The sequence below is a fragment of the Pseudidiomarina atlantica genome (assembly GCF_000753735.1).
Lineage (GTDB): Bacteria > Pseudomonadota > Gammaproteobacteria > Enterobacterales > Alteromonadaceae > Pseudidiomarina > Pseudidiomarina atlantica.
This window is the reverse complement of the sequence record NZ_JPIN01000009.1, coordinates 31,323-50,343: the sequence shown is the minus strand read 5'-3', so window position 1 is coordinate 50,343 and position 19,021 is coordinate 31,323. Positions and strand designations below refer to the sequence as shown.

Sequence of the window (19,021 nt, the reverse complement as noted above, 5' to 3'; positions counted from 1 at the left end):
TCCTACCTCCAAGTTAAAATCCTGCCGCGTGGCCGTCTTTACGACTCTCCGAGGCACCATAATACACATCTTCTTCGTGGTTCTTCCAAATCGCTTGGTAACCACCGTACGGACCTACTGCCTCTTGCAGGGTGTGTCCCATTTTGATTAACTCGCGTCGCGTTGCCGCCGAGAAGCCGTTCTCTAGGCTCACCACACCACCGTCAGCCATGATTTCGCCAGTCGGCTGACTTGAACCCGTATGCAAAATGCGTGGCGCGTCACCCGCTTCTTGTAGATTCATGCCAAAATCGATCATATTGATCAGAATCTGCGCGTGCATTTGCGGTTGCGTTGCGCCACCCATCACGCCGTAGCTCATCAGTGGCTTACTATCTTTCGTCACAAATGCCGGAATAATGGTATGGAACGGCCGTTTACCGGGTTCGTAGACGTTCGCATGGCCTTCTTGTAAAGCAAACAACTCACCACGATTCTGAATAACGAAGCCTAAACCCGTTGGCGTGATGCCAGACCCCATGCCACGGTAATTACTTTGAATCAGTGACACCATGTTGCCTTGCTGATCCGCGGTCGTCAGATAAATCGTATCGCCTTCGGTCGGCGGATTACCTGGTTCATACGCTTTGCCGGCGCGATTTGGATCGATCAGTTTGGCACGTTCCTTGGCATAATCTTTGTCGAGCAGCCCAGTCACCGGTGCAGCACTAAACTCTGGGTCAGCGTAGTATTTGGCGCGGTCTTCGAAGGCCAGCTTTTTCGCTTCAACAAAATGATGAATGTACTCAGCGCTGTCAAAGCCCATCGCGGCTAGATCATAGTTCTCGAGTATGTTGAGAATTTGCTGTGCTGCGATACCTTGGGTGTTAGGTGGGAGTTCCCAAAGGTCATAACCGCGATAATTGGTCGATACCGGCTCGACCCAGGTCGAGGTGTGATTTGCTAGGTCATCGTAGCTTAAGAAACCGCCATGTTCTGCGACAAAAGCATCAATGGTGCGCGCAATCTCACCGCGATAGAAAACGTCGCGACCTTCGTTAGCTATCTTTTCTAAAGTGTTAGCCAAGTCAGGATTGCGGAAACGCTCACCTTTTTGCGGTGGCTGGCCGTCTTTTAGAAACACCTCGGCAAAACCAGGTTGCTCACCAATCACCGCGGCGTTGCGTTCGAAATAATAAGCTATCACTTCAGTGACTGGGAATCCTTGACGGGCATATTCAATGGCCGGAGCAAGCACTTGTGCCATCGGCAGTGCGCCAAATTTTTCATGCAGCTCAAACCAACCATCTACAGTTCCAGGTACCGAGAGGGGTAACACACCGCGCGCTGGGATCTTGTCGAGTCCGCGTTGCTTAAAGTAATCCAGTGTCAGGCTCTGTGGCGAGCGTCCTGATGCATTCAAACCATAAAGCTGTTCTGTTTCAGCGTCCCAAACAATGGCAAATAGATCGCCGCCAATACCATTGCCGGTTGGCTCGACCAAGCCGAGCACCGCGTTCGCAGCAATCGCTGCGTCAATGGCATTGCCGCCTTGTTGCATGATATCGAGCGCGACTTGGGTCGCCAGCGGTTGACTGGTAGCGGCCATCGCATTCGGTGCCATGGCTTCCGAACGGGTGGCAAAATGATGGCCAGTAATGCGATCTGCTGCCGCAGCCATAGTGCTTACACACAGCGTTGCAGCGCAGGTAAGAGATACTAGGAAAGGTTTCATGAAAATCTCCTCGTCACGTTAGATGTGCCCCACTATAACGAGGACGTGACGAGGAGGGTAGCATTCGCGTCCAACGTCAAGCGTTGAACGATAAACAGCCTTATTTCAGACTTAAGATCCACTCGGCGAGCAGGGTAATTTGCTCATCAGATAATTGTGGTTGCGCAGGCATTGGAATCTCGCCCCATTTACCTTTACCACCGTTCTTGATTGAGTCTTTTACTTTCGCAAGTGCGTCGGCGTCGTCAGCATATTTGGCCGCAACGTCTTTATAAGCAGGACCTACAATCTTGTTATCAATACCATGACACGCAGTACAAGCATTTTGCTGTGCCAGTTTTTCAGCTTCTTCATTCGCTTGCACATTACCTGCGAACAACAAGCCAACCAATACAATCGAACCACCTACTACTTTCTGTAACATAGCTACAACTCCTCGCTGAAAAATTCATCACTGGTATCTTAGCCAATTCTGAAGTTAGTACAATGTTTACGTAAAAATTGAATGGTTGGATTGATATAGGTCGGCGTAAAGAGTTCTCACCAAAGCCGCTCCCTCCGCCACATACAAAAAAACCGCCACAAGGGCGGTCTTTTTGTATCTGGCTTCGATCGAGGGATTCACTCGGGCCATCCATGGCCCTCGCCCTACGGGCAGCGCGTTGCGCTGTGCAAAACGGCTATCCTGCCGTTTTGTCGAACCCAAGAGTTCTCACCAAAGCCGCTCCCTCCACCACATACAAAAAAACCGCCACAAGGGCGGTCTTTTTGTATCTGGCGGAGAGAGAGGGATTCGAACCCTCGATACGGGGTTACCGTATACACACTTTCCAGGCGTGCTCCTTCAGCCACTCGGACACCTCTCCTAAAAGTGGGCGGAATGATAGGGCATCAGCCCGTCAAAAACAAGGCTATAAACACCAAAACCGTGATTCGTTAATCGTTAATCGTTAGGGGGAGGTTCCAACGTGCACCCCTAACGATTAACGATTAACGATTAACGAGTAACCGCTCTTGTACGACTCAAGTCGAATAGGAATTTGCGGTTGTTGCGCTAAAGTTAACAACATCGCAGTACGCCAAGGAAATTTCAGCATGAACACCTATCCACATGAGTACGAATCTTCGCTCCAACAACCGGCAAAATTCTGGCTCCAGCAAGCACAACGTCTGCATTGGTTTCAAGAGCCGCAACAAGGGTTTGAGCTGCGGAGTAATGGCACTGCGGCATGGTTTCCTGACGGCCAGTTGAATCTCGCATTCTGTGCGTTGGATTATCATGTTGATGATGGGCGTGGTGAGCAAACGGCGCTGATTTACGACTCGCCGGTGGCGGACTGCAAAGCAACCTACAGCTATCGAGAGTTGCGTGACGCTGTGGCGCAGTTTGCTGGTCTGCTGAAGAAACAGCATGTGAAAAAAGGTGATCGCGTGGTCATCTACATGCCAATGATTCCGCAAGCTGCGATTGCCATGCTGGCTTGTGCGCGATTGGGTGCCGTGCACTCGGTGGTATTTGGCGGTTTTGCACCGCACGAGCTTGCTGTGCGCATTGATGATGCGCAGCCGAAATTGCTCATTACCGCATCGTGCGGAATCGAGGTGAATCGGGTCATTCCTTACAAGCCCATGGTTGATGACGCGATTGCGCAAGCAGACCATAAACCTGGTAACGTGATTGTATGGCAACGCGAGCAATGCCAAGCCGAGTTGCAGGCACCACGTGATATCGATTGGCAAAGTGCAGTAAGCGAGGTGACACCCGCTGAATGCACGGTCATGCAAGCGACTGACCCGCTGTATATTTTGTATACATCTGGCACCACTGGGAAACCCAAAGGCGTGGTGCGTGATACTGGCGGCTATGCCGTGGCACTGCACTACTCGATGGACACGGTGTATGGCGTTGGTGCTGGAGACGTAATGCTGACAGCCTCAGACGTAGGATGGGTGGTCGGCCACTCGTATATCGTGTACGGTCCGTTGCTACGCGGCGCGACCACGATTTTGTACGAGGGCAAGCCGGTGCGCACGCCTGATGCAAGTGCGTTTTGGCGGATGTGCGATGATTATCGAGTTAAAGTGTTGTTTTCGGCACCGACTGCGTTTCGTGCGATTAAGAAAGAAGATCCCGAAGCCAAACTCTTGGAAAACTACCGGTTAACTTCGCTCGAGCGCATTTATATGGCCGGTGAACGACTCGACCCACCGACGCTTGAATGGACGCAGGAGGTCACTGGTAAGCCGGTGTTTGACCATTGGTGGCAAACCGAGTCAGGTTGGCCGATTTGTGCAAATCCGGTCGGTATCACCGAATACCCGGTGAAGCCAGGCTCGTCGACGTTACCGGTGCCCGGCTATGATATTCGTATTCTCGCGCCAGACGGCAGTGAGGTAGAGGCGAATGAGCAGGGTGCTGTCGCGATTAAGTTACCGTTACCGCCGGGCTGTCTAACTACTATTTGGGGCGATGAGCCACGTTTTATCAAGGGCTATCTGAGTGAGTTTACCGGTTATTACAGCAGCGGCGATGGCGGCTACAAGGATGACGACGGCTACGTGTTTATTATGGGCCGCACCGATGATGTGATTAACGTTGCCGGACACCGGCTGTCGACCGGTGAAATGGAAGAAATTCTGGCCATGGACCCAGCCGTGGCTGAATGTGCGGTGATTGGTGTTGCCGACGAACTAAAGGGCCAGATACCCTTGGGCCTTGTAATTGTCAAAGATGGTAGCAACGTCGACCCTGATGAATTGTCGCAGCGCTTGGTCCAGCGCGTGCGTGATTCGATTGGTGCGGTTGCTTGTTTACGTCAAGTGTATGTAGTGCCGCGCTTACCGAAAACGCGATCAGGCAAAATCTTACGGCGCTTGTTACGGCAACTTGCTGATGGTGAGCAGCAATTGGCGATTCCTTCGACGATCGATGATCCGAACTGTGTGGATGAATTGCGCGAGCAGCTGCAACGCTAGGCGTTACAGCTCTTCTGCGGCATCGTTTTTTGAAGGTGTCTCAGGTGCTGGGGCAGATTCTGGCTTGGCGGGCTTAGCGTGTGCCATCCGTACTGCTCCATTTTCACTCCAACTACGAATATGCAAATCGCGTTGTGGGAATGGAATCTCGATGTTGTATTCCAGCAGTGAACTGTGAATTTCCCATAAAAACGCAGCTTGCACGGCGCTAGGTCGGTTTACTGCTTCTGGTTTGAGCCACACGACTAATTCGAAGTTCAGCGAACTTTCGCCAAACTCTACCAGCCAGACCTGCGGTGGCCGCCGCGTGCCGTCCGTAAGCGTGTGCGGAACGCGCTCAGCGGCTTCCAGTACGGCCTTTTTCACCACTTCTTTGTCGGTACCGTAGGCAACGCCAAACGGCACCTTAATGCGACGATAGGTATCGCGCATGGTCCAATTCGTCACTCGACCGGCGACAAATTCTGAATTGGGCACGATGATGTCGATATTGTCGTTGGTGGTGATGATAGTGCTGCGAATATTAATTTCTTTAACTTCACCGGTGACGCCAGATTCAAGTTCGACGAAATCGCCGACTTTCAAGGTTTTTTCGAACAGCAACATAATGCCAGCGGTAAAGTTGCTGATTAGGTTTTGTAAGCCAAAACCCACACCAATACCAAGTGCACTGGCAAAAATCGCAAACTTGGTTAGATCAATGCCAATCGAGGCGACCGCAATCAATGCGCCGACCACGAGCACCACATAGTGGGTAATGCGTTTAAGCGCATAGACCGACGATGGCGCAAGGGTGTGGCGATAACTGGCGAAGCGCTGAATGACGCTTTGCAGTAAACGCGAGACGATCCATGCGACAAACAGGATCGCAATAAAGCGAAACACCGAGCCGTAAGTGATTGCAGTTTCACCAACCGCGAATAGCTCGGTATTCAACCATTCGAAAGCCTGCTTTAGAGAGGTTAAAAACTCGTTCACATTTGTGCCTGTAAATAAAGCTCCAGTCCTAAGCGGTCGATCAATTCAAGTTGCTGGCGCAACCAATACGCATGATCTTCTTCGGTATCTTTGAGGATGCCAACCAGCATGTCGCGGGTGACAAAATCGCCAGCTTCTTCGCAAAAGTTAATCACTTCACGCAACGTTTTTGCGTTATTTCGCTCTAGTTCAAGATCGTTACGCAGCATGGTCGGTACGTCGTCCGCGATAGAGTGTGCTTCGCGGTTATCCATTTGCGGACGCCCCCCGAGGAACAACATGCGGCGAATCAACAAGTCAGCGTGTCCGCGCTCGTCGTCAACTTCGTGGTTGATACGTTCATAAAGCTTTTCCAGCCCCATATCTTCGTAACGACGCGAATGGGCGGTGTATTGGTCGATTGAGGTAAGTTCAAAAGCCAAGAGGCGGTTGAGTTGTTCAACAACAGCGGCAGAATCGAGTGCCATGTTACGACTCCTTGTGTAATTTGGTTTGCAAGTAGGTGCTCAGACCTAAGTGACTGATCAGTTCGAGTTGTGTCTCTAGCCAGTCAAGATGCTCTTCTTGTTGCTCAAGAATCTCTTCAAGTTCATCGCGCGTTACGTAATCGCGATGCTTTTCGCATACGGCAATGGCTTCACGAATAGCGAGTACATCGGCATGTTGAACTTTGTGGTCGAGTTCTAGCATTTCACGTGGGTCTTCACCGATATAGAGTTTGCCCAAGTCTTGTAGATTTGGCAGGCCGCCCAAGAATAACAACCGCTCGATGATGTCATCGGCGTGCTTCATTTCTTCAATGGAGGCTTTATAAATGGTGTGGTTTAACGCTTCAAAACCCCAGTTTTTGTACATGCGCGCATGTAAAAAGTACTGGTTAATCGCGGTTAATTTGCGGGTGAGAATTCGATTTAGTTCTTGCAGAACTTTGGCTTCGCCTTGCATGCACTACTCCTAACCTAGGTATTGATAAACCTAGCTTAAGTGTAGCACACCGTGGTTGGCAACAAGGTTTCTTCTAAAAAGCGTTGATTACGTTCTTTGACTGCTTCGCTCAGTACTTCTTTCGCACAACTTTTGCAGCAGCCACACTGCGACGCGACGCCATATTGCTGGCGCAATTCACGCATGCTACTGATGCCTTCATCGTGCACCGCATTGCGAATGGTTTTGTCAGTAACGCCTTTGCAGAGACAAACGTACATAGGAACCTCATTAACGAATTCCTATGAATGGTAATACAAATGCGAACGATTCGCAACAGTCTTTGTGGGTAAGTGGAACTCACTACAACGAGATAATGATCAAAATGACGTGCAGCGCTACGACGGTAAAGGTTAAGCGACCGCGAAGTTCGAGGTACCAAGGGTGCGTCTGCAAGTGGCGTTTTTCGAAGTTGAGCCAGAACAGGTGTGTTAACGCTAGCACGCTGAGCATAGTGAGCGGCGTCACCCAGACGCCAGCGAAAAATAACACTACCGCGATAATGGTCGGCAACATGCTCCAACTGAGTTGGCGTGTCGGGGCGTCGTCACGTGTGATTGCGAGTCCCCAATGCACGCCACCCAAGAAGCTCACTATGAGCGCGCTGTAAATGACAAATAATCGTAATGCATGATCCGCATAAACGTCGAGCAGCGCCCCAATGGTGAATAACAAAAAGGGCAGTAAACCGGCATAACCAAGTTTTTGTGCGCGATCAATAGCGGCTTGTTGCATGCTTTAGAATCCTGTTTGCAATAGGTAAATGGTATAAGCTGCGTAACACAGTAATAGCACAATACCCTGAATTCGGTTCACTCGTGTGGGTCGATTCAAACGGAAGCTAAACACCGCGAGTAAGAACGTAAGTACCGTCATGGTTAGCCAGTCACGGCTGAGCACCAGCGGATCGAGGTCGATTGGATGAATCACGCCAGCGATACCGACCACCGCCAGGGTATTAAACATATTCGAACCGATGACATTGCCGACGGCCAAATCGTGTTCGTTTTTACGCACGGCGGCAATAGATGACGCCAATTCCGGCAACGAAGTACCTATGGCCACTACGGTTAAACCAATCACTAAGTCGCTGACACCGAGGGCTGTGGCAATATCAACTGCGCCCCAGACCAGAATGCGCGAGCTGATCACCAACAAAACTAAGCCAACGATAAGCCAGCTGATACCTTGTTTGAGTGACATCTTTTGCGCTTGAATCTCTTCATCATACTCAGCTGCAAGTGCGTCGTCTTTGCCGCGCATACCTTGATAGATGCTCCAGCCCATATAAGCCGAAAACATCGCTAATAGAATCCAGGCTTCAATTTCAGTGATGACCAAGTCATAGAGAGGCCAAGCCATGAGTAAGGTAAACGCCAGCAGCAGTGGCATTTCACGCTTCAACACTTGGCTACTTACCGCAATCGGTGCCAACACCGCGGTAAGGCCAAGTACCAAAGCGATATTGGTAATGTTTGAACCGAATGCGTTACCGAGCGCGAGGCCGGGGTTGCCTTGCATTGAGGCTAGCGCTGAGACCACCATTTCTGGTGCAGAGGTACCAAAACCGATGATCACCATACCTATGAGCAACGGCGGCATGCCTAAATGATTTGCCGTTGACGCGGCACCATCGACAAAGCGATCAGCGCTCCAAACTAGCAGTGCCAGCCCAAAAATGACTGCAAAAACAGCGAACAGCATAGAATCCCTTTTCTTCAGAGAGTTGCAGAGTCCGCTATTGTAACGTTAAATGAAATGAATTGGGAATTAAGCAAAAGGAAGATTTATGTCACAGCAACGCCCAGAATTTATTATCGATAGCTGGGACTTCAGTCAGCATCCAGCCTTGAGTATCAGCTCCGAGCTGCATGACCGGCAGCAATGCTGGTATCACATTCAGCGCGATCTACCGGGGATTGCTGATTGGCTCACTGCATCGGGTATTCCAGATCCACTCATTGACGCGGTACTCGAAGAGGATACAAGACCACGGTTTGAGCGCACCAACGAAGGATTTTTATTAATTTTGCGCGGTGTAAATTTGGCCGAGGGCGAGCGTCCTGAGGACATGCTGAGTTTGCGGGTGCTGTTTTACAAAGGCAACATTTATAGCTTTCGAAAGCGCCCGATTCGCTCAGTTGGAGTGATTCGTGAGCGCCTACAGAAGCAAGACGGGCCTGAGTCGCTGCAAGACTTCTTGGTGATGTTGATCGAAGAAATGAACAACCGTCTGGAGGAGCTGCTCGATCAAATCGAAGTGCAAATGGAGCAGCTTGAGGATGACGCTATCGGCACCACTTCAGAGCGGCAACGCAAGTTGACTGAGCTGCATCGCCGTATGCTGCGGTTGACGCGGTTTGTACGCCCACAGCTAACGGCTATCGAGCGCTTTGGTAGTGAAGCGCACAAATGGCTCGATGCGGAGAACGTACAATGGCTCGTTAATGAGCGCGATGCAATTCAGCGCGAGCTGGAATCCTTGGAAATGCTGCTTGAGCAGGTGTGGATGCTGCGTGAACACCTGCAACAAGAAGTCGCTGAGAAGATGAACCGTAACACCTACTGGTTGTCGGTGATTGCCGGGGTGTTCTTGCCGATCAGCTTTTTGACGGGCGTGTTTGGCATCAATATTGGCGGTATGCCGGGCGTGGAAAATGCTGACGCCTTCTGGATCTTCTGCGGTGCGTTAGCGATTATCGCTGTGGTTGAATTCTTGCTGCTACGCCGATTGCGCTTTTGGTAACACCGGGCGAAACGCAGGCGCGGTATTCTGAAAGCCTGGCAGTTCGCAGTGATCTGCGGCAAAAACTACCAAATGATCGAAATCAGGGCGCAGGCCGATTTCACTGCCCACTTCCATCTGTTCATGCGACGGACTCAAGGTCAAAATCTCAATGCCACTGCTGAGTTCCACGCTGTAGAGGTTGTGCGCGCCACGGAAGCCGCGCGCTTTAATGCGCCCACGCAAGCGCGAATCCGGGTCAGGAACCAAATCATCAGGGCGCACTAAGAAGCTCACCGGGGTGCCGCCCTCAACGTTGGTAAGACTGGGATGCTCAAGCATGCCTAGGGGTGACGCCATAGTGCCGCTCGCGGTCACCGTGCCCTGCAGCAATACGCCATGGCCAATGAAGTCAGCGACCATTTGATGGCGTGGCTGATGATACAGTTGGTAAGGAGTTTCCCATTGCAGCAACTCACCTTGGTACATGACTCCAGCTTTGTCAGCCATAGCGAACGCTTCTTGCTGATCATGCGTCACCAATAAGGCGGTGATTTGTTCTTGTTTCAACAATTCGCGAACTTCTACAGCTAAACGCTCACGCAATTCGGCGTCTAGGCTCGAAAAGGGCTCGTCAAGCAACAACAAGCGTGGCTTTGGCGCGAGTGCTCGGGCAAGTGCGATGCGTTGTTGCTGACCACCGGAGAGCTCATGCGGATAACGTTTTTGATACCCCGGCAGACCGATGCGATTAAGGAGTTCGTCGACGCGTTGTTGTTTTTCTTGGGTGCTTGCGTGGCGCATGCCAAAGCTAATATTTTCCGCAACTGTCAGGTGCGGAAACAAAGCAAAGTCTTGGAATACCATGCCAATACCACGGCGCTCGGGCGCTTGGGTAAAGGCAGGCGTTGAGACAGTTTGTCCCGCTAAGCTGATGCTGCCGGCGGCAACAGGTTGGAAGCCAGCTATGGCGCGCAATAAGGTGGTCTTGCCACAGCCGCTGGGGCCGAGTAGACAGCCGATCTCGCCTGCTTGCAAGGTGACCGTCACACCGCGCACAATAGCTTGCTGACCAATATTTACTTGCAAGTGATCAAGCTGTAACAGGGACAAAATCAGGCTCCTTCAAAGCATTTTGTTGCGATTTTAGCATAGCGCGAGACAGCAGAATAACCGGTAATAATCCCACTAGGACCATCATCAGCGCCGGTGGTCCAGCGTCGGCAAGTCGTTCATCGCCCGCCATTTCGTAAGCTCTTACCGCCAGCGTATTGAAATCAAACGGGCGTAACACCAGTGTTGCCGGGAGTTCTTTAAGTACATCAACGCCGACAAGAATAATGGCCGTGAGGACGCTGGGTCGCAACAGCGGTAAATGAATGTGTCGCAATACTTGGAACGGTCGATAGCCATGAATACGCGCTGCCTCGTCCATGCTCGGACGAATTTCGGCTAAGCCTGCTTGCAAAGTTTGAATAGCAACGCTCAGGAAGCGAACGGTGTATGCAAACAACAACGCGAAAAGGGTGCCGGATAATAGTAAGCCCGGATTCCAATCGAAAAGTTGCTTACTGGTGGCAATGACTGCGTGATCAACTGCGGTGAGCAACACTAGTAGACCTACGGCGATGACAAGGCCAGGGATCGCGTAACCTAAACCGGCAAAACCGACACTTATACGCACGGCGCGTACCGGCAATTGGCGGCGACCATAGGCAAGCCATAGGGCGATAATAACAACCAGCATGGCAGCGATGAGAGCTAGACTAAAGCTGTTCCAAGCAAGGCCCCAGAAATCAGCGTCAGTCCAAACCTGCCAACGCTCAACTGACCATACCGTAAGCTGTAACGCTGGCAGTAAAAAGCCAAATAGCAGCGGCAACCAGCAAGCAAGACTGGCTAACCATGCTTTGCCGCCACGCAGCTCGAATGCCGCAGCGGGGCGTGGATTACGTTGATCGTAACGCGCTTTATTGCGCGACCAACGCTCCAGTAAAATAAGCGCTATAACCGCACTTAATAGCAGCCCCGCAAGCTGCAACGCACCATTCAGGTCGCCTAAGCCGTACCAAGTGCGGAAAATACCTGTGGTAAATGTGGTAACGCCAAAGTATTGCACGGTGCCGTAATCGGCGAGTGTTTCCATTAGGGCGAGGGTAGTGCCGGTAACAATGGCTGGGCGCGCCAGCGGCAGGGCGATGCGCAAAAAGCATTGCCACGGCGATAAACCAAGACTGCGGCCCGCTTCTAAGGTGGTCGCCGATTGCTGTAAAAAGGTTGCCCGCGCAATAAGATAAACATAAGGATAAAGCACTAAACTTAAGACGGCGATGGCACCGCCAATACTGCGAATTTGTGGGAACCAATAATCGCCATAGCCCCAATCAAACCAATCGCGCAAAGTGCTTTGTACTGGGCCGCTGAAATCAAGCATGCCGGTATAAGTGTAGGCAGTAATATAAGCGGGCATAGCGAGCGGTAATAACAACGCCCAGCTCAACAGTTTTTGCCCGGGAAAGCGACAGCTCGTTGTCAGCCAAGCGGTGCTAACACCGAGCAAAATTACTCCTAAGGCAACCCCCACCATGAGCGTTAGGGAATGCTGGACATACTCAGGAATAACCGTTTGCCATAAGTGAGATAGGGTGCTGAAGTCACCGCCAAATGGTAGCTTCAGCAAAGCCAAGACAATCACCAACAAGGGTAGCCCCAACACGATGGCTGAGGCTATCAAGGACCACTGGCGCCAGCTTTGTGACATTCTTTGTGGAATCAACGCCAGCCCGCGCGGTTCATCAGTTTCACGGCATCGGCATTGTTTTCGCCAAGATAACGCATTTCGAGATCATCCATTTTAAACTCACCCCAAGCTTGCAAGGTTTCGCTCCATTCAACGTCGGTTACAGCGGGGTATTCGTTGTTGGTGGCAGCATACCAAGCTTGTGCTTCTGGCGACAATAAGAAGGCGATAAGTTGTTCAGCTTCGGCTTTGTTTTTCGCATGCTGGGTCAGGCCAATACCAGATACGTTCACGTGAGTGCCGAACTCATCTTGATTTGGCCAGAAAATGCTGACTTTCTCGGCGGCTGCACGTTCTTCAGCATCGCTGGAAGTTTGCATTAAGCCAAAGTAATACGTATTCGCGACTGCGACGTCACAAATACCAGCTGCAACTGCTTTAATTTGGTCGCGGTCACCGCCGACCGGTGGCCGAGCAAAGTTGCTGACTAGACCTTCCACCCAAGTTTCCGTTTTCGCTTCGCCCCAATGCTCAATGAGTGCTGCGGTCAGCGACTGATTGTAAATGTTGTCTGACGAACGAATACAGACTTTATTTTCCCAAGCTGCGTCGGCAAGGCTTTCATAACCTTTAAGGGTGGTTGGGTCGACACGATCTTTTGCATAAAAAATCGGCCGGGCGCGCAAACTTAAGCCAATCCACAAGTTATCGCTACCATGCAAATAGCTGGGCACTTGTTTGAGTACTTCATCGTTGGTAATGGGTTGGAAGATTCCTGCTTCGGCAGCACGATGCAAATTACCAGCATCGACAGTTAAAAACAGATCTGCAGGGCTGTTCTCACCTTCATTTTCGAGCCGCGCTAACAGCGCATTCCCGTTACCAGTGAGCAGGCGTACTTCGATGCCGGTTTGCTCGGTAAACTGTTCGAGTACTGGTTTAATCAAAGCTTCTTTACGTGCCGAGTAGACGTTAAGCGTAGCAGCCTGTGCTAAAGTAGCAGAACAGGCGAGCGCAACTGCGCTCAAAGAAAGAAGTTTTTGCATTTTCGGTAATCGCATAAATTGTTACCCTCGTAATGGTGCATGAAGCAAATCTGATACCGTTATTGTACGCAAATGCGAATGATTATCAACAAACCATTGTAGGTATTTCTTTCGAGAGTCATTTTTTGCAAGTAAACTTGGATTTACAACTTATTCATCGGTGACTCCATGCTAAGTCGTTGCCATGACAGGGAGAATTAAATTTTATGTCGAATATGTCTGCACTTGCGCTTATCGGCGTGCTGTCCATTTTCTGTCAATGGTCGGCTTGGCGATTAAAAATTCCAGCAATTTTGCCACTGCTATTGGTGGGGATGTTGGTCGGCCCAGGACTTGGCTGGCTCGACCCGGATGCGGTGTTTGGCGATGTGTTGTTTCCGTTAGTTTCGTTATCGGTTGCCATCATTCTTTTTGAGGGCAGTTTGACGCTCAAAATGGAAGAGATTCGCGGTCATGGTCGAATGGTCACGAATCTTGTCAGCATTGGCGTGCTGGTCACCTGGGTGAGTATCTCAATCGTGGCTTATCTGTTGCTGGACTTTGGTTGGGAGCTGGCGGCGTTGTTCGGTGCGCTCGTGGTGGTTACGGGACCCACGGTGATCATGCCGATGCTACGTTCAGTGCGGCCAAAAGCCAATATTGCCAATATTTTGCGCTGGGAAGGCATTATCATCGATCCCGTCGGTGCGTTGCTAGCCGTACTCGTCTATGAATTCATTATTGCGAGCCAAGGCGCCGGTATGGCGCATGCCATGCAAGCTTTTGCGATTACCATTGGCGTCGGCTTTGCCTTGGGGTATGCGGCGGGCAAAGTGTTAGGTATTGCGCTTACCAAAGGTTGGTTCCCCCACTATTTAAATAATGTCGCGACCTTGGCGTGTGTGCTTGGTGTGTTTGCGCTATCGAACGCGCTGCAACATGAGTCGGGACTGCTCACGGTTACGGTGATGGGCATGGTCATGGCCAACACCAAGAATTTGGATTTGGACGATATCCTCGAGTTCAAAGAAACCTTGAGTGTATTGCTGATCTCTGGACTCTTCATTATTTTGGCTGCCCGCCTCAATATCGAAACGTTTAGCCAACTTGGAATGCCTGCAGTGGTGCTGTTGGCGATTATTATCTTCGTGGTACGTCCGTTGAGCGTCTGGATTTCTGCCATCGGTACGCAGTTGAATTTTAAAGAAAAAGCCTTGCTGTCCTGGATAGCACCACGCGGGATAGTGGCGGCAGCGGTGTCAGCATTATTTGCGCTTAAGCTTCAGCAAAACGGTTGGGCCGAAGCAGAACTGCTAGTGCCGTTAGTGTTCCTCGTGATCATGAGTACCGTAGTATTGCAAAGCCTTACTGCGAAACCTTTTGCGCACTTATTAAAGCTGCGCGAACCACCCGCTCACGGCTTTCTGATTTTTGGTGCCAATGTGATGGCGCGGCGGGTAGCAAAAGCATTAAAAGACCATGATTTGCCAGTGCTATTGGCAGATACCAACTGGGAGAATGTGAAACAGGCACGGATGGAAAATTTACCCGTGTATTTTGGTAACCCGACGTCGGAACATGCCGAAAATAATATGGATTTGACCGGTATCGGCCGTGTCTTGATTATGTCGCCATACAAGCAGCTAAACCCCGTTGTCGCCCTGCATTTCATGGATTGGTTCAATAGTGAAAAAATCTTCGGTTTACCGAGCAACGAGCACGATGCGCCAGCGCGTAATCAATTATCGGAAAGTTACCGCGCGCGTTTGAAGTTATTCGGCAAGGGCGTGACGTTCTCAAAGTTAGCGAGTTTGGCGTTTCAAGGTGCGCAAATGAAAACCACCTCGTTGACCGAGAGCTTTACTTTTCGCGACTATCAAGAGCGTTATGGTAACCGCGCGACACCTATGTTTGCGCTCGATGATCGTGGTTTTTGTCATGTCTTTACTAGCGATCATAAATTTGAGCCGAAGGCTGGCTGGCATATCATTGCCCTAGTAACCGCAGAAGAAACTGCGGCAGAACAATCAGTTAACCAACACAAAGAAAAAGAATAAACGGACGTTTATAAAATGTTGTGATGAAGGTTGCAATTTGTAAACATGCTGTTTAAAATTGTTTTCAGGATTACGAAACGGAGTTAAGGAGCAACACCGTTTCACAGGGACACGGATGTTCCCACTTTCATCTTCCCCCAACTTCGGTATCATGCTGCACTATTCCTCTCAACGTTTACGAGGCTGCGCAGGTGGTTCGATCTTCACACTTTGTCATGACCCTTATCGCATGTGCGAGCTTAAGCGCTTGCACGCCACAACCAGCAGATGATGCCTCAGCTGCAGCGCTAATTGCTGAGATTGACCTGTTACAGTTGCCCAATCGCGACTGGCAAGTAAGCGCTGCAACCTTGCAACTTAGCTTTTGCCGCAATCGCGTTAATACCGCTCTGTTAGCTGAGCCTGGTGATTTAAATCGCTGGCGCCTGACCGGTGAAGTTTCGGCATTTCCGGACTACCGAGCAGAGGGATTGAATCAAGTGGCGAATTTGTATCACGAACATGGGGTACTGCTGTATCAAGAGTGGGGGACTCAGAGCTCACAGTTTTATCGCATCGCTTATCCCTATGGCGAGACTGAGCCCTCAGTATTTGATGCGCTTGCACGTTTGGGGCGTGATGACACAATTTGTTTTAGTGCTCTGGATAATACTTTGGCGGAGGATTGAGATGAGTACTCAGCAGCAATTGACAGAACTTCTAACAGCAGCCTTACAACCCGCGCATCTCGAGGTGATCAACGAAAGCCACATGCATGGCACACCGACCGACGACTCCCATTTCAAGTTAGTTATAGTCAGTGAAAGCTTCGCTGGACAACGATTGCTGCAGCGCCACCGTAGCGTAAATAAGGTGGTCGCCGAATTATTAGCAGGCCCCATTCATGCGCTCGCTTTGCACACCTACAGTCCAGAAGAGTGGCAGGAGCTTGGTAAGGTACCAGCATCACCTGCTTGTCGTGGCGGTAGCCAGCTAAACTAATCAGATGTGTTTTCCGACATGGGTCGGTTAAACTGCACGTAATTATCGAGAAAAACAGGGATCAGCAATGGTTATTCAACCCAAAATTCGTGGTTTCATTTGCACCAACGCACATCCAGTGGGCTGTGCTGCGCATGTGCGTGAGCAAATCGAGTACATTCAGCAACAGCCGAAAATAGACAATGCACCGAAGCGCGTTTTGGTGATTGGTTGCTCGACCGGTTATGGTCTTGCATCGCGCATCACTGCGGCGTTCGGCGCTGGCGCACAAACCATCGGCGTGTGTTTTGAGAAAGAGCCGACCGAAAAGCGAACCGCCACTGCCGGTTGGTACAATACCGCGGCGTTCCATGAAGAGGCGAACAAAGCGGGCTTGTATGCTCATAGTATCAATGGCGACGCGTTTTCTGACGAAATTAAAGCGCAGACGATTGCACAAATTAAAGCTGACTTAGGTCAGGTAGATTTGGTGATTTATAGTTTGGCATCGCCCAAGCGCAAGGACCCAGAAACGGGTGAAGTGTATAGCTCAACCTTGAAACCAGTAGGGCAGGCATATACCACGAAAACCTACGATACTGACAAAGATGAAGTCAAGGAAATCACCCTCGAACCAGCTAATGACGAAGAAATCGCCAATACGGTAAAAGTTATGGGTGGTGAAGACTGGGAACGTTGGCTATCAGCGCTCGATGCGGCCGGAGTGTTGGCACCAAATGCGAAAACGACGGCGTACACCTACATCGGTAAAGAACTCACTTGGCCGATTTATGGACATGCGACTATCGGTAAAGCGAAAGAAGACTTAGACCGTGCGGCGGCGGCGATTCGTCAAGACCACAGCGCACTTAATGTTGAAGCTTATGTGTCATCGTTGAAAGCCTTGGTCACTCAAGCCAGCTCGGCGATTCCAGTAATGCCACTCTACATCTCGCTGATTTACGGGGTAATGAAAGAAGAGGGCACGCACGAAGGATGTATCGAGCAAATCTATCGCCTGTTTACCGAAGGTCTTTATGCAGCTGAGCCGACGCTTGATGAAGATGGCCGCTTACGCATGGACGGTAAAGAGACCAATGATGCCACTCAAGCCAAAGTTAAAGCCTTATGGGATCAGGTTAATCAAGACAACTTCCATGAGTTGGCTGATTACAAAGAATATCACGCTGATTTCTTGAAGCTGTTTGGCTTTGGACTTGCCGGTGTCGACTATGAAGCTGATGTCGATCCGGTGGTAACTTGGTCGTAAAGTTTTACGGGCAAACTACCCCAAAAGAACTGTCATAAATCCACAATTTTTGTGCCGTCTAAGGTGGCAACCTGCGGCACAAAAGTGCTAAAATGCCCGCCCTAGGTGACTATGTATAAAATTTGGTCAGCGCAATAGCTGCTCGGCTTACGGGAATTATTGCGCTAACCCTTTGATTTATCAGGTTTCAGTTACAAGAAACACGTAGCTGGAGAAAGATTCATCTTCCCTAACGAGTAGTGCAAACGCGTATGATTACGATCAAGAAAGGGCTGGACATCCCAATCAAGGGTGCACCCCAGCAAACTATCGAAGATGGTCAATCCATCACCACCGTTGCCGTTTTGGGTGAAGAGTACGTCGGTATGCGTCCAACCATGCATGTCAAGGTTGAAGACCGCGTTAAAAAAGGCCAAGTACTTTTCGAAGACAAGAAAAACCCAGGCGTCAAATTTACCGCTCCTGCTGCTGGCGTCGTTAAAGACGTTTTACGTGGTGCGAAGCGTGTCTTGCAAGCTGTTGTTATAGAAATCGATGGCGATGAGCAAGAAACCTTCACCAAGTACGACAGCAAAGAGCTTGCCAACCTAGATCGCGAACAAGTTGTTGAACAGTTAAACAACTCAGGGCAATGGGTAGCCTTACGCACCCGTCCGTTCAGTCGCTCGCCAAAACTAGATGCAGAACCTGTAGCGATTTTCGTGAACGCGATGGATACCAATCCATTGGCAGCTGATCCGAGCGTCATCATCGCCGAGCAACAACAAGCGTTCGTCGATGGTTTGCAAGTACTCACCACCTTAACCAAAGGCAAGGTCTACGTAACTAAGGCGGCTGACGCTAAAGTTGAGACCGGTGATGCCAAAGTTCAACTGGAGAGCTTTAAAGGCCCACACCCAGCTGGCTTGGTCGGAACGCATATTCACTTCTTGCAGCCTGCGAGCATGAAAAAGCACGTTTGGCACATTAATTATCAAGACGTTATTGCCTACGGTAAATTGTTCACCACGGGTGAAGTCTACACCGGTCGTGTGGTTGCCCTAGGTGGTCCTAGCGTCAATAAACCGCGTTTGTTGCGTACCCAAATGGGCGCCAACTTGGTCGAGCTGACCAAAGGTGAACTTGCCGAAGGTAAGCAACGTATTATTTCAGGCTCGGTGTTGAATGGTCATAAAGTTGATGACGCACACCAGTGGCTAGGTCGCTTCCACATGCAAGTCAGCGTGTTGTTAGAAGGTGATCAAAAAGAACTCTTCGGCTGGATTAAACCGGGTACGGATCAGCACTCGATCACCCGCGCATTCGCTGGCCATTTGTCACCGAAGAAATTGTTCGCGATGACCACATCGACCAACGGTTCTGACCGTGCAATGGTGCCAATTGGTAACTATGAGCGCGTGATGCCGTTAGATATTCTGCCGACTATCTTGCTGCGTGACCTGCTTTCTGGTGACACCGACGAAGCACAGCAACTTGGCTGTCTCGAGTTGGACGAAGAAGATTTGGCGCTATGTACCTATGTTTGCCCGGGCAAATACGAGTACGGTCCAGTATTACGTAACGTGTTGACCACGATTGAGAAAGAGGGCTAA

The 19,021-nt window shown here is 50.4% G+C and carries 18 protein-coding genes and 1 tRNA gene; 7 read left to right on the top strand and 12 right to left on the bottom strand.

Going from position 1 to position 19,021, the window contains the following annotated elements; genetic code table 11:
* Positions 1-13: 13 nt before the first annotated feature.
* The 3 genes from ggt to IDAT_RS09650 form a co-directional block, all read right to left on the bottom strand.
* Positions 14-1,714, bottom strand: coding sequence for a gamma-glutamyltransferase (ggt, locus tag IDAT_RS09660; RefSeq protein ID WP_034733241.1), 1,701 nt, complete (start codon positions 1,712-1,714; stop codon positions 14-16).
* 100 nt (positions 1,715-1,814) lie between these two features.
* Entirely contained in the window at positions 1,815-2,138 is a 324-nt protein-coding gene (locus IDAT_RS09655; RefSeq protein ID WP_034733239.1) for a c-type cytochrome, read from the bottom strand.
* Between the two features lie 351 nt (positions 2,139-2,489).
* Positions 2,490-2,580 (bottom strand) — tRNA-Ser (locus IDAT_RS09650).
* 229 nt (positions 2,581-2,809) lie between these two features.
* Between IDAT_RS09650 and IDAT_RS09645 the strand changes: the two genes are divergently transcribed.
* Positions 2,810-4,690, top strand: coding sequence for an acetate--CoA ligase (locus IDAT_RS09645; protein WP_034733237.1), 1,881 nt, complete (start codon positions 2,810-2,812; stop codon positions 4,688-4,690).
* Positions 4,691-4,693: 3 nt separating this feature from the next.
* Here the strand turns inward: IDAT_RS09645 and IDAT_RS09640 are convergent, their stop codons facing one another.
* The 6 genes from IDAT_RS09640 to IDAT_RS09615 all read right to left on the bottom strand — a co-directional run bounded on the left by IDAT_RS09640 (position 4,694) and on the right by IDAT_RS09615 (position 8,356).
* Positions 4,694-5,668 carry a mechanosensitive ion channel family protein gene (locus IDAT_RS09640; protein WP_051986691.1) on the bottom strand — a complete coding sequence of 325 codons (975 nt, stop codon included), beginning with the start codon at positions 5,666-5,668 and terminating at the stop codon, positions 4,694-4,696.
* A complete protein-coding gene (bfr, locus tag IDAT_RS09635; protein ID WP_034733235.1) occupies positions 5,665-6,135 on the bottom strand; it encodes a bacterioferritin in 471 nt (156 codons plus the stop codon). The genes IDAT_RS09640 and bfr (IDAT_RS09635) overlap by 4 nt, the downstream gene beginning before the upstream one ends.
* A gap of 1 nt (position 6,136) precedes the next feature.
* Positions 6,137-6,613 (bottom strand): bacterioferritin, encoded by a 477-nt coding sequence (gene bfr / locus IDAT_RS09630; RefSeq protein WP_034733232.1) that lies wholly within the window; start codon positions 6,611-6,613, stop codon positions 6,137-6,139.
* 35 nt (positions 6,614-6,648) lie between these two features.
* Positions 6,649-6,873, bottom strand: coding sequence for a bacterioferritin-associated ferredoxin (locus IDAT_RS09625; RefSeq protein ID WP_034733230.1), 225 nt, complete (start codon positions 6,871-6,873; stop codon positions 6,649-6,651).
* 82 nt (positions 6,874-6,955) lie between these two features.
* Positions 6,956-7,387, bottom strand: coding sequence for a DUF3429 domain-containing protein (locus IDAT_RS13010; RefSeq protein WP_051986690.1), 432 nt, complete (start codon positions 7,385-7,387; stop codon positions 6,956-6,958).
* 3 nt (positions 7,388-7,390) lie between these two features.
* Positions 7,391-8,356 (bottom strand): calcium/sodium antiporter, encoded by a 966-nt coding sequence (locus tag IDAT_RS09615; RefSeq protein ID WP_034733228.1) that lies wholly within the window; start codon positions 8,354-8,356, stop codon positions 7,391-7,393.
* An 85-nt stretch (positions 8,357-8,441) separates the two neighbouring features.
* Between IDAT_RS09615 and IDAT_RS09610 the strand changes: the two genes are divergently transcribed.
* Positions 8,442-9,398, top strand: coding sequence for a CorA family divalent cation transporter (locus tag IDAT_RS09610; protein WP_034733226.1), 957 nt, complete (start codon positions 8,442-8,444; stop codon positions 9,396-9,398).
* Here the strand turns inward: IDAT_RS09610 and IDAT_RS09605 are convergent.
* The 3 genes from IDAT_RS09605 to IDAT_RS09595 are packed head-to-tail and all read right to left on the bottom strand — an operon-like array spanning position 9,375 to position 13,178.
* The gene (locus IDAT_RS09605; RefSeq protein ID WP_211250601.1) at positions 9,375-10,484 is read right to left on the bottom strand and encodes an ABC transporter ATP-binding protein; all 1,110 of its coding nucleotides are present in this window, start codon (positions 10,482-10,484) and stop codon (positions 9,375-9,377) included. The genes IDAT_RS09610 and IDAT_RS09605 overlap by 24 nt on opposite strands.
* A complete protein-coding gene (locus IDAT_RS09600; RefSeq protein WP_051986689.1) occupies positions 10,471-12,138 on the bottom strand; it encodes an ABC transporter permease in 1,668 nt (555 codons plus the stop codon). The genes IDAT_RS09605 and IDAT_RS09600 overlap by 14 nt, the downstream gene beginning before the upstream one ends.
* 11 nt (positions 12,139-12,149) lie before the next feature.
* The gene (locus IDAT_RS09595) at positions 12,150-13,178 is read right to left on the bottom strand and encodes a Fe(3+) ABC transporter substrate-binding protein (protein WP_244441635.1); all 1,029 of its coding nucleotides are present in this window, start codon (positions 13,176-13,178) and stop codon (positions 12,150-12,152) included.
* Between the two features lie 191 nt (positions 13,179-13,369).
* On the opposite strand from IDAT_RS09595, the gene IDAT_RS09590 reads away from it, so the two are divergent.
* The 5 genes from IDAT_RS09590 (at position 13,370) to IDAT_RS09570 (ending at position 19,021) form a co-directional block, all read left to right on the top strand.
* Entirely contained in the window at positions 13,370-15,199 is a 1,830-nt protein-coding gene (locus IDAT_RS09590; RefSeq protein WP_034733222.1) for a cation:proton antiporter, read from the top strand.
* A 191-nt stretch (positions 15,200-15,390) separates the two neighbouring features.
* Complete coding sequence (locus IDAT_RS09585) at positions 15,391-15,867, top strand: hypothetical protein (RefSeq protein WP_156099511.1); 477 nt, start codon at positions 15,391-15,393, stop codon at positions 15,865-15,867.
* 1 nt (position 15,868) lies between these two features.
* A complete protein-coding gene (locus tag IDAT_RS09580) occupies positions 15,869-16,180 on the top strand; it encodes a BolA family protein (protein ID WP_034733219.1) in 312 nt (103 codons plus the stop codon).
* A 67-nt stretch (positions 16,181-16,247) separates the two neighbouring features.
* On the top strand, positions 16,248-17,429 hold the full coding sequence (gene fabV, locus IDAT_RS09575; RefSeq protein WP_034733217.1) for an enoyl-ACP reductase FabV: 1,182 nt from the start codon (positions 16,248-16,250) through the stop codon (positions 17,427-17,429).
* A 251-nt stretch (positions 17,430-17,680) separates the two neighbouring features.
* Positions 17,681-19,021: a Na(+)-translocating NADH-quinone reductase subunit A gene (locus IDAT_RS09570; RefSeq protein WP_034733215.1), complete on the top strand. Its 1,341-nt coding sequence runs from the start codon at positions 17,681-17,683 to the stop codon at positions 19,019-19,021.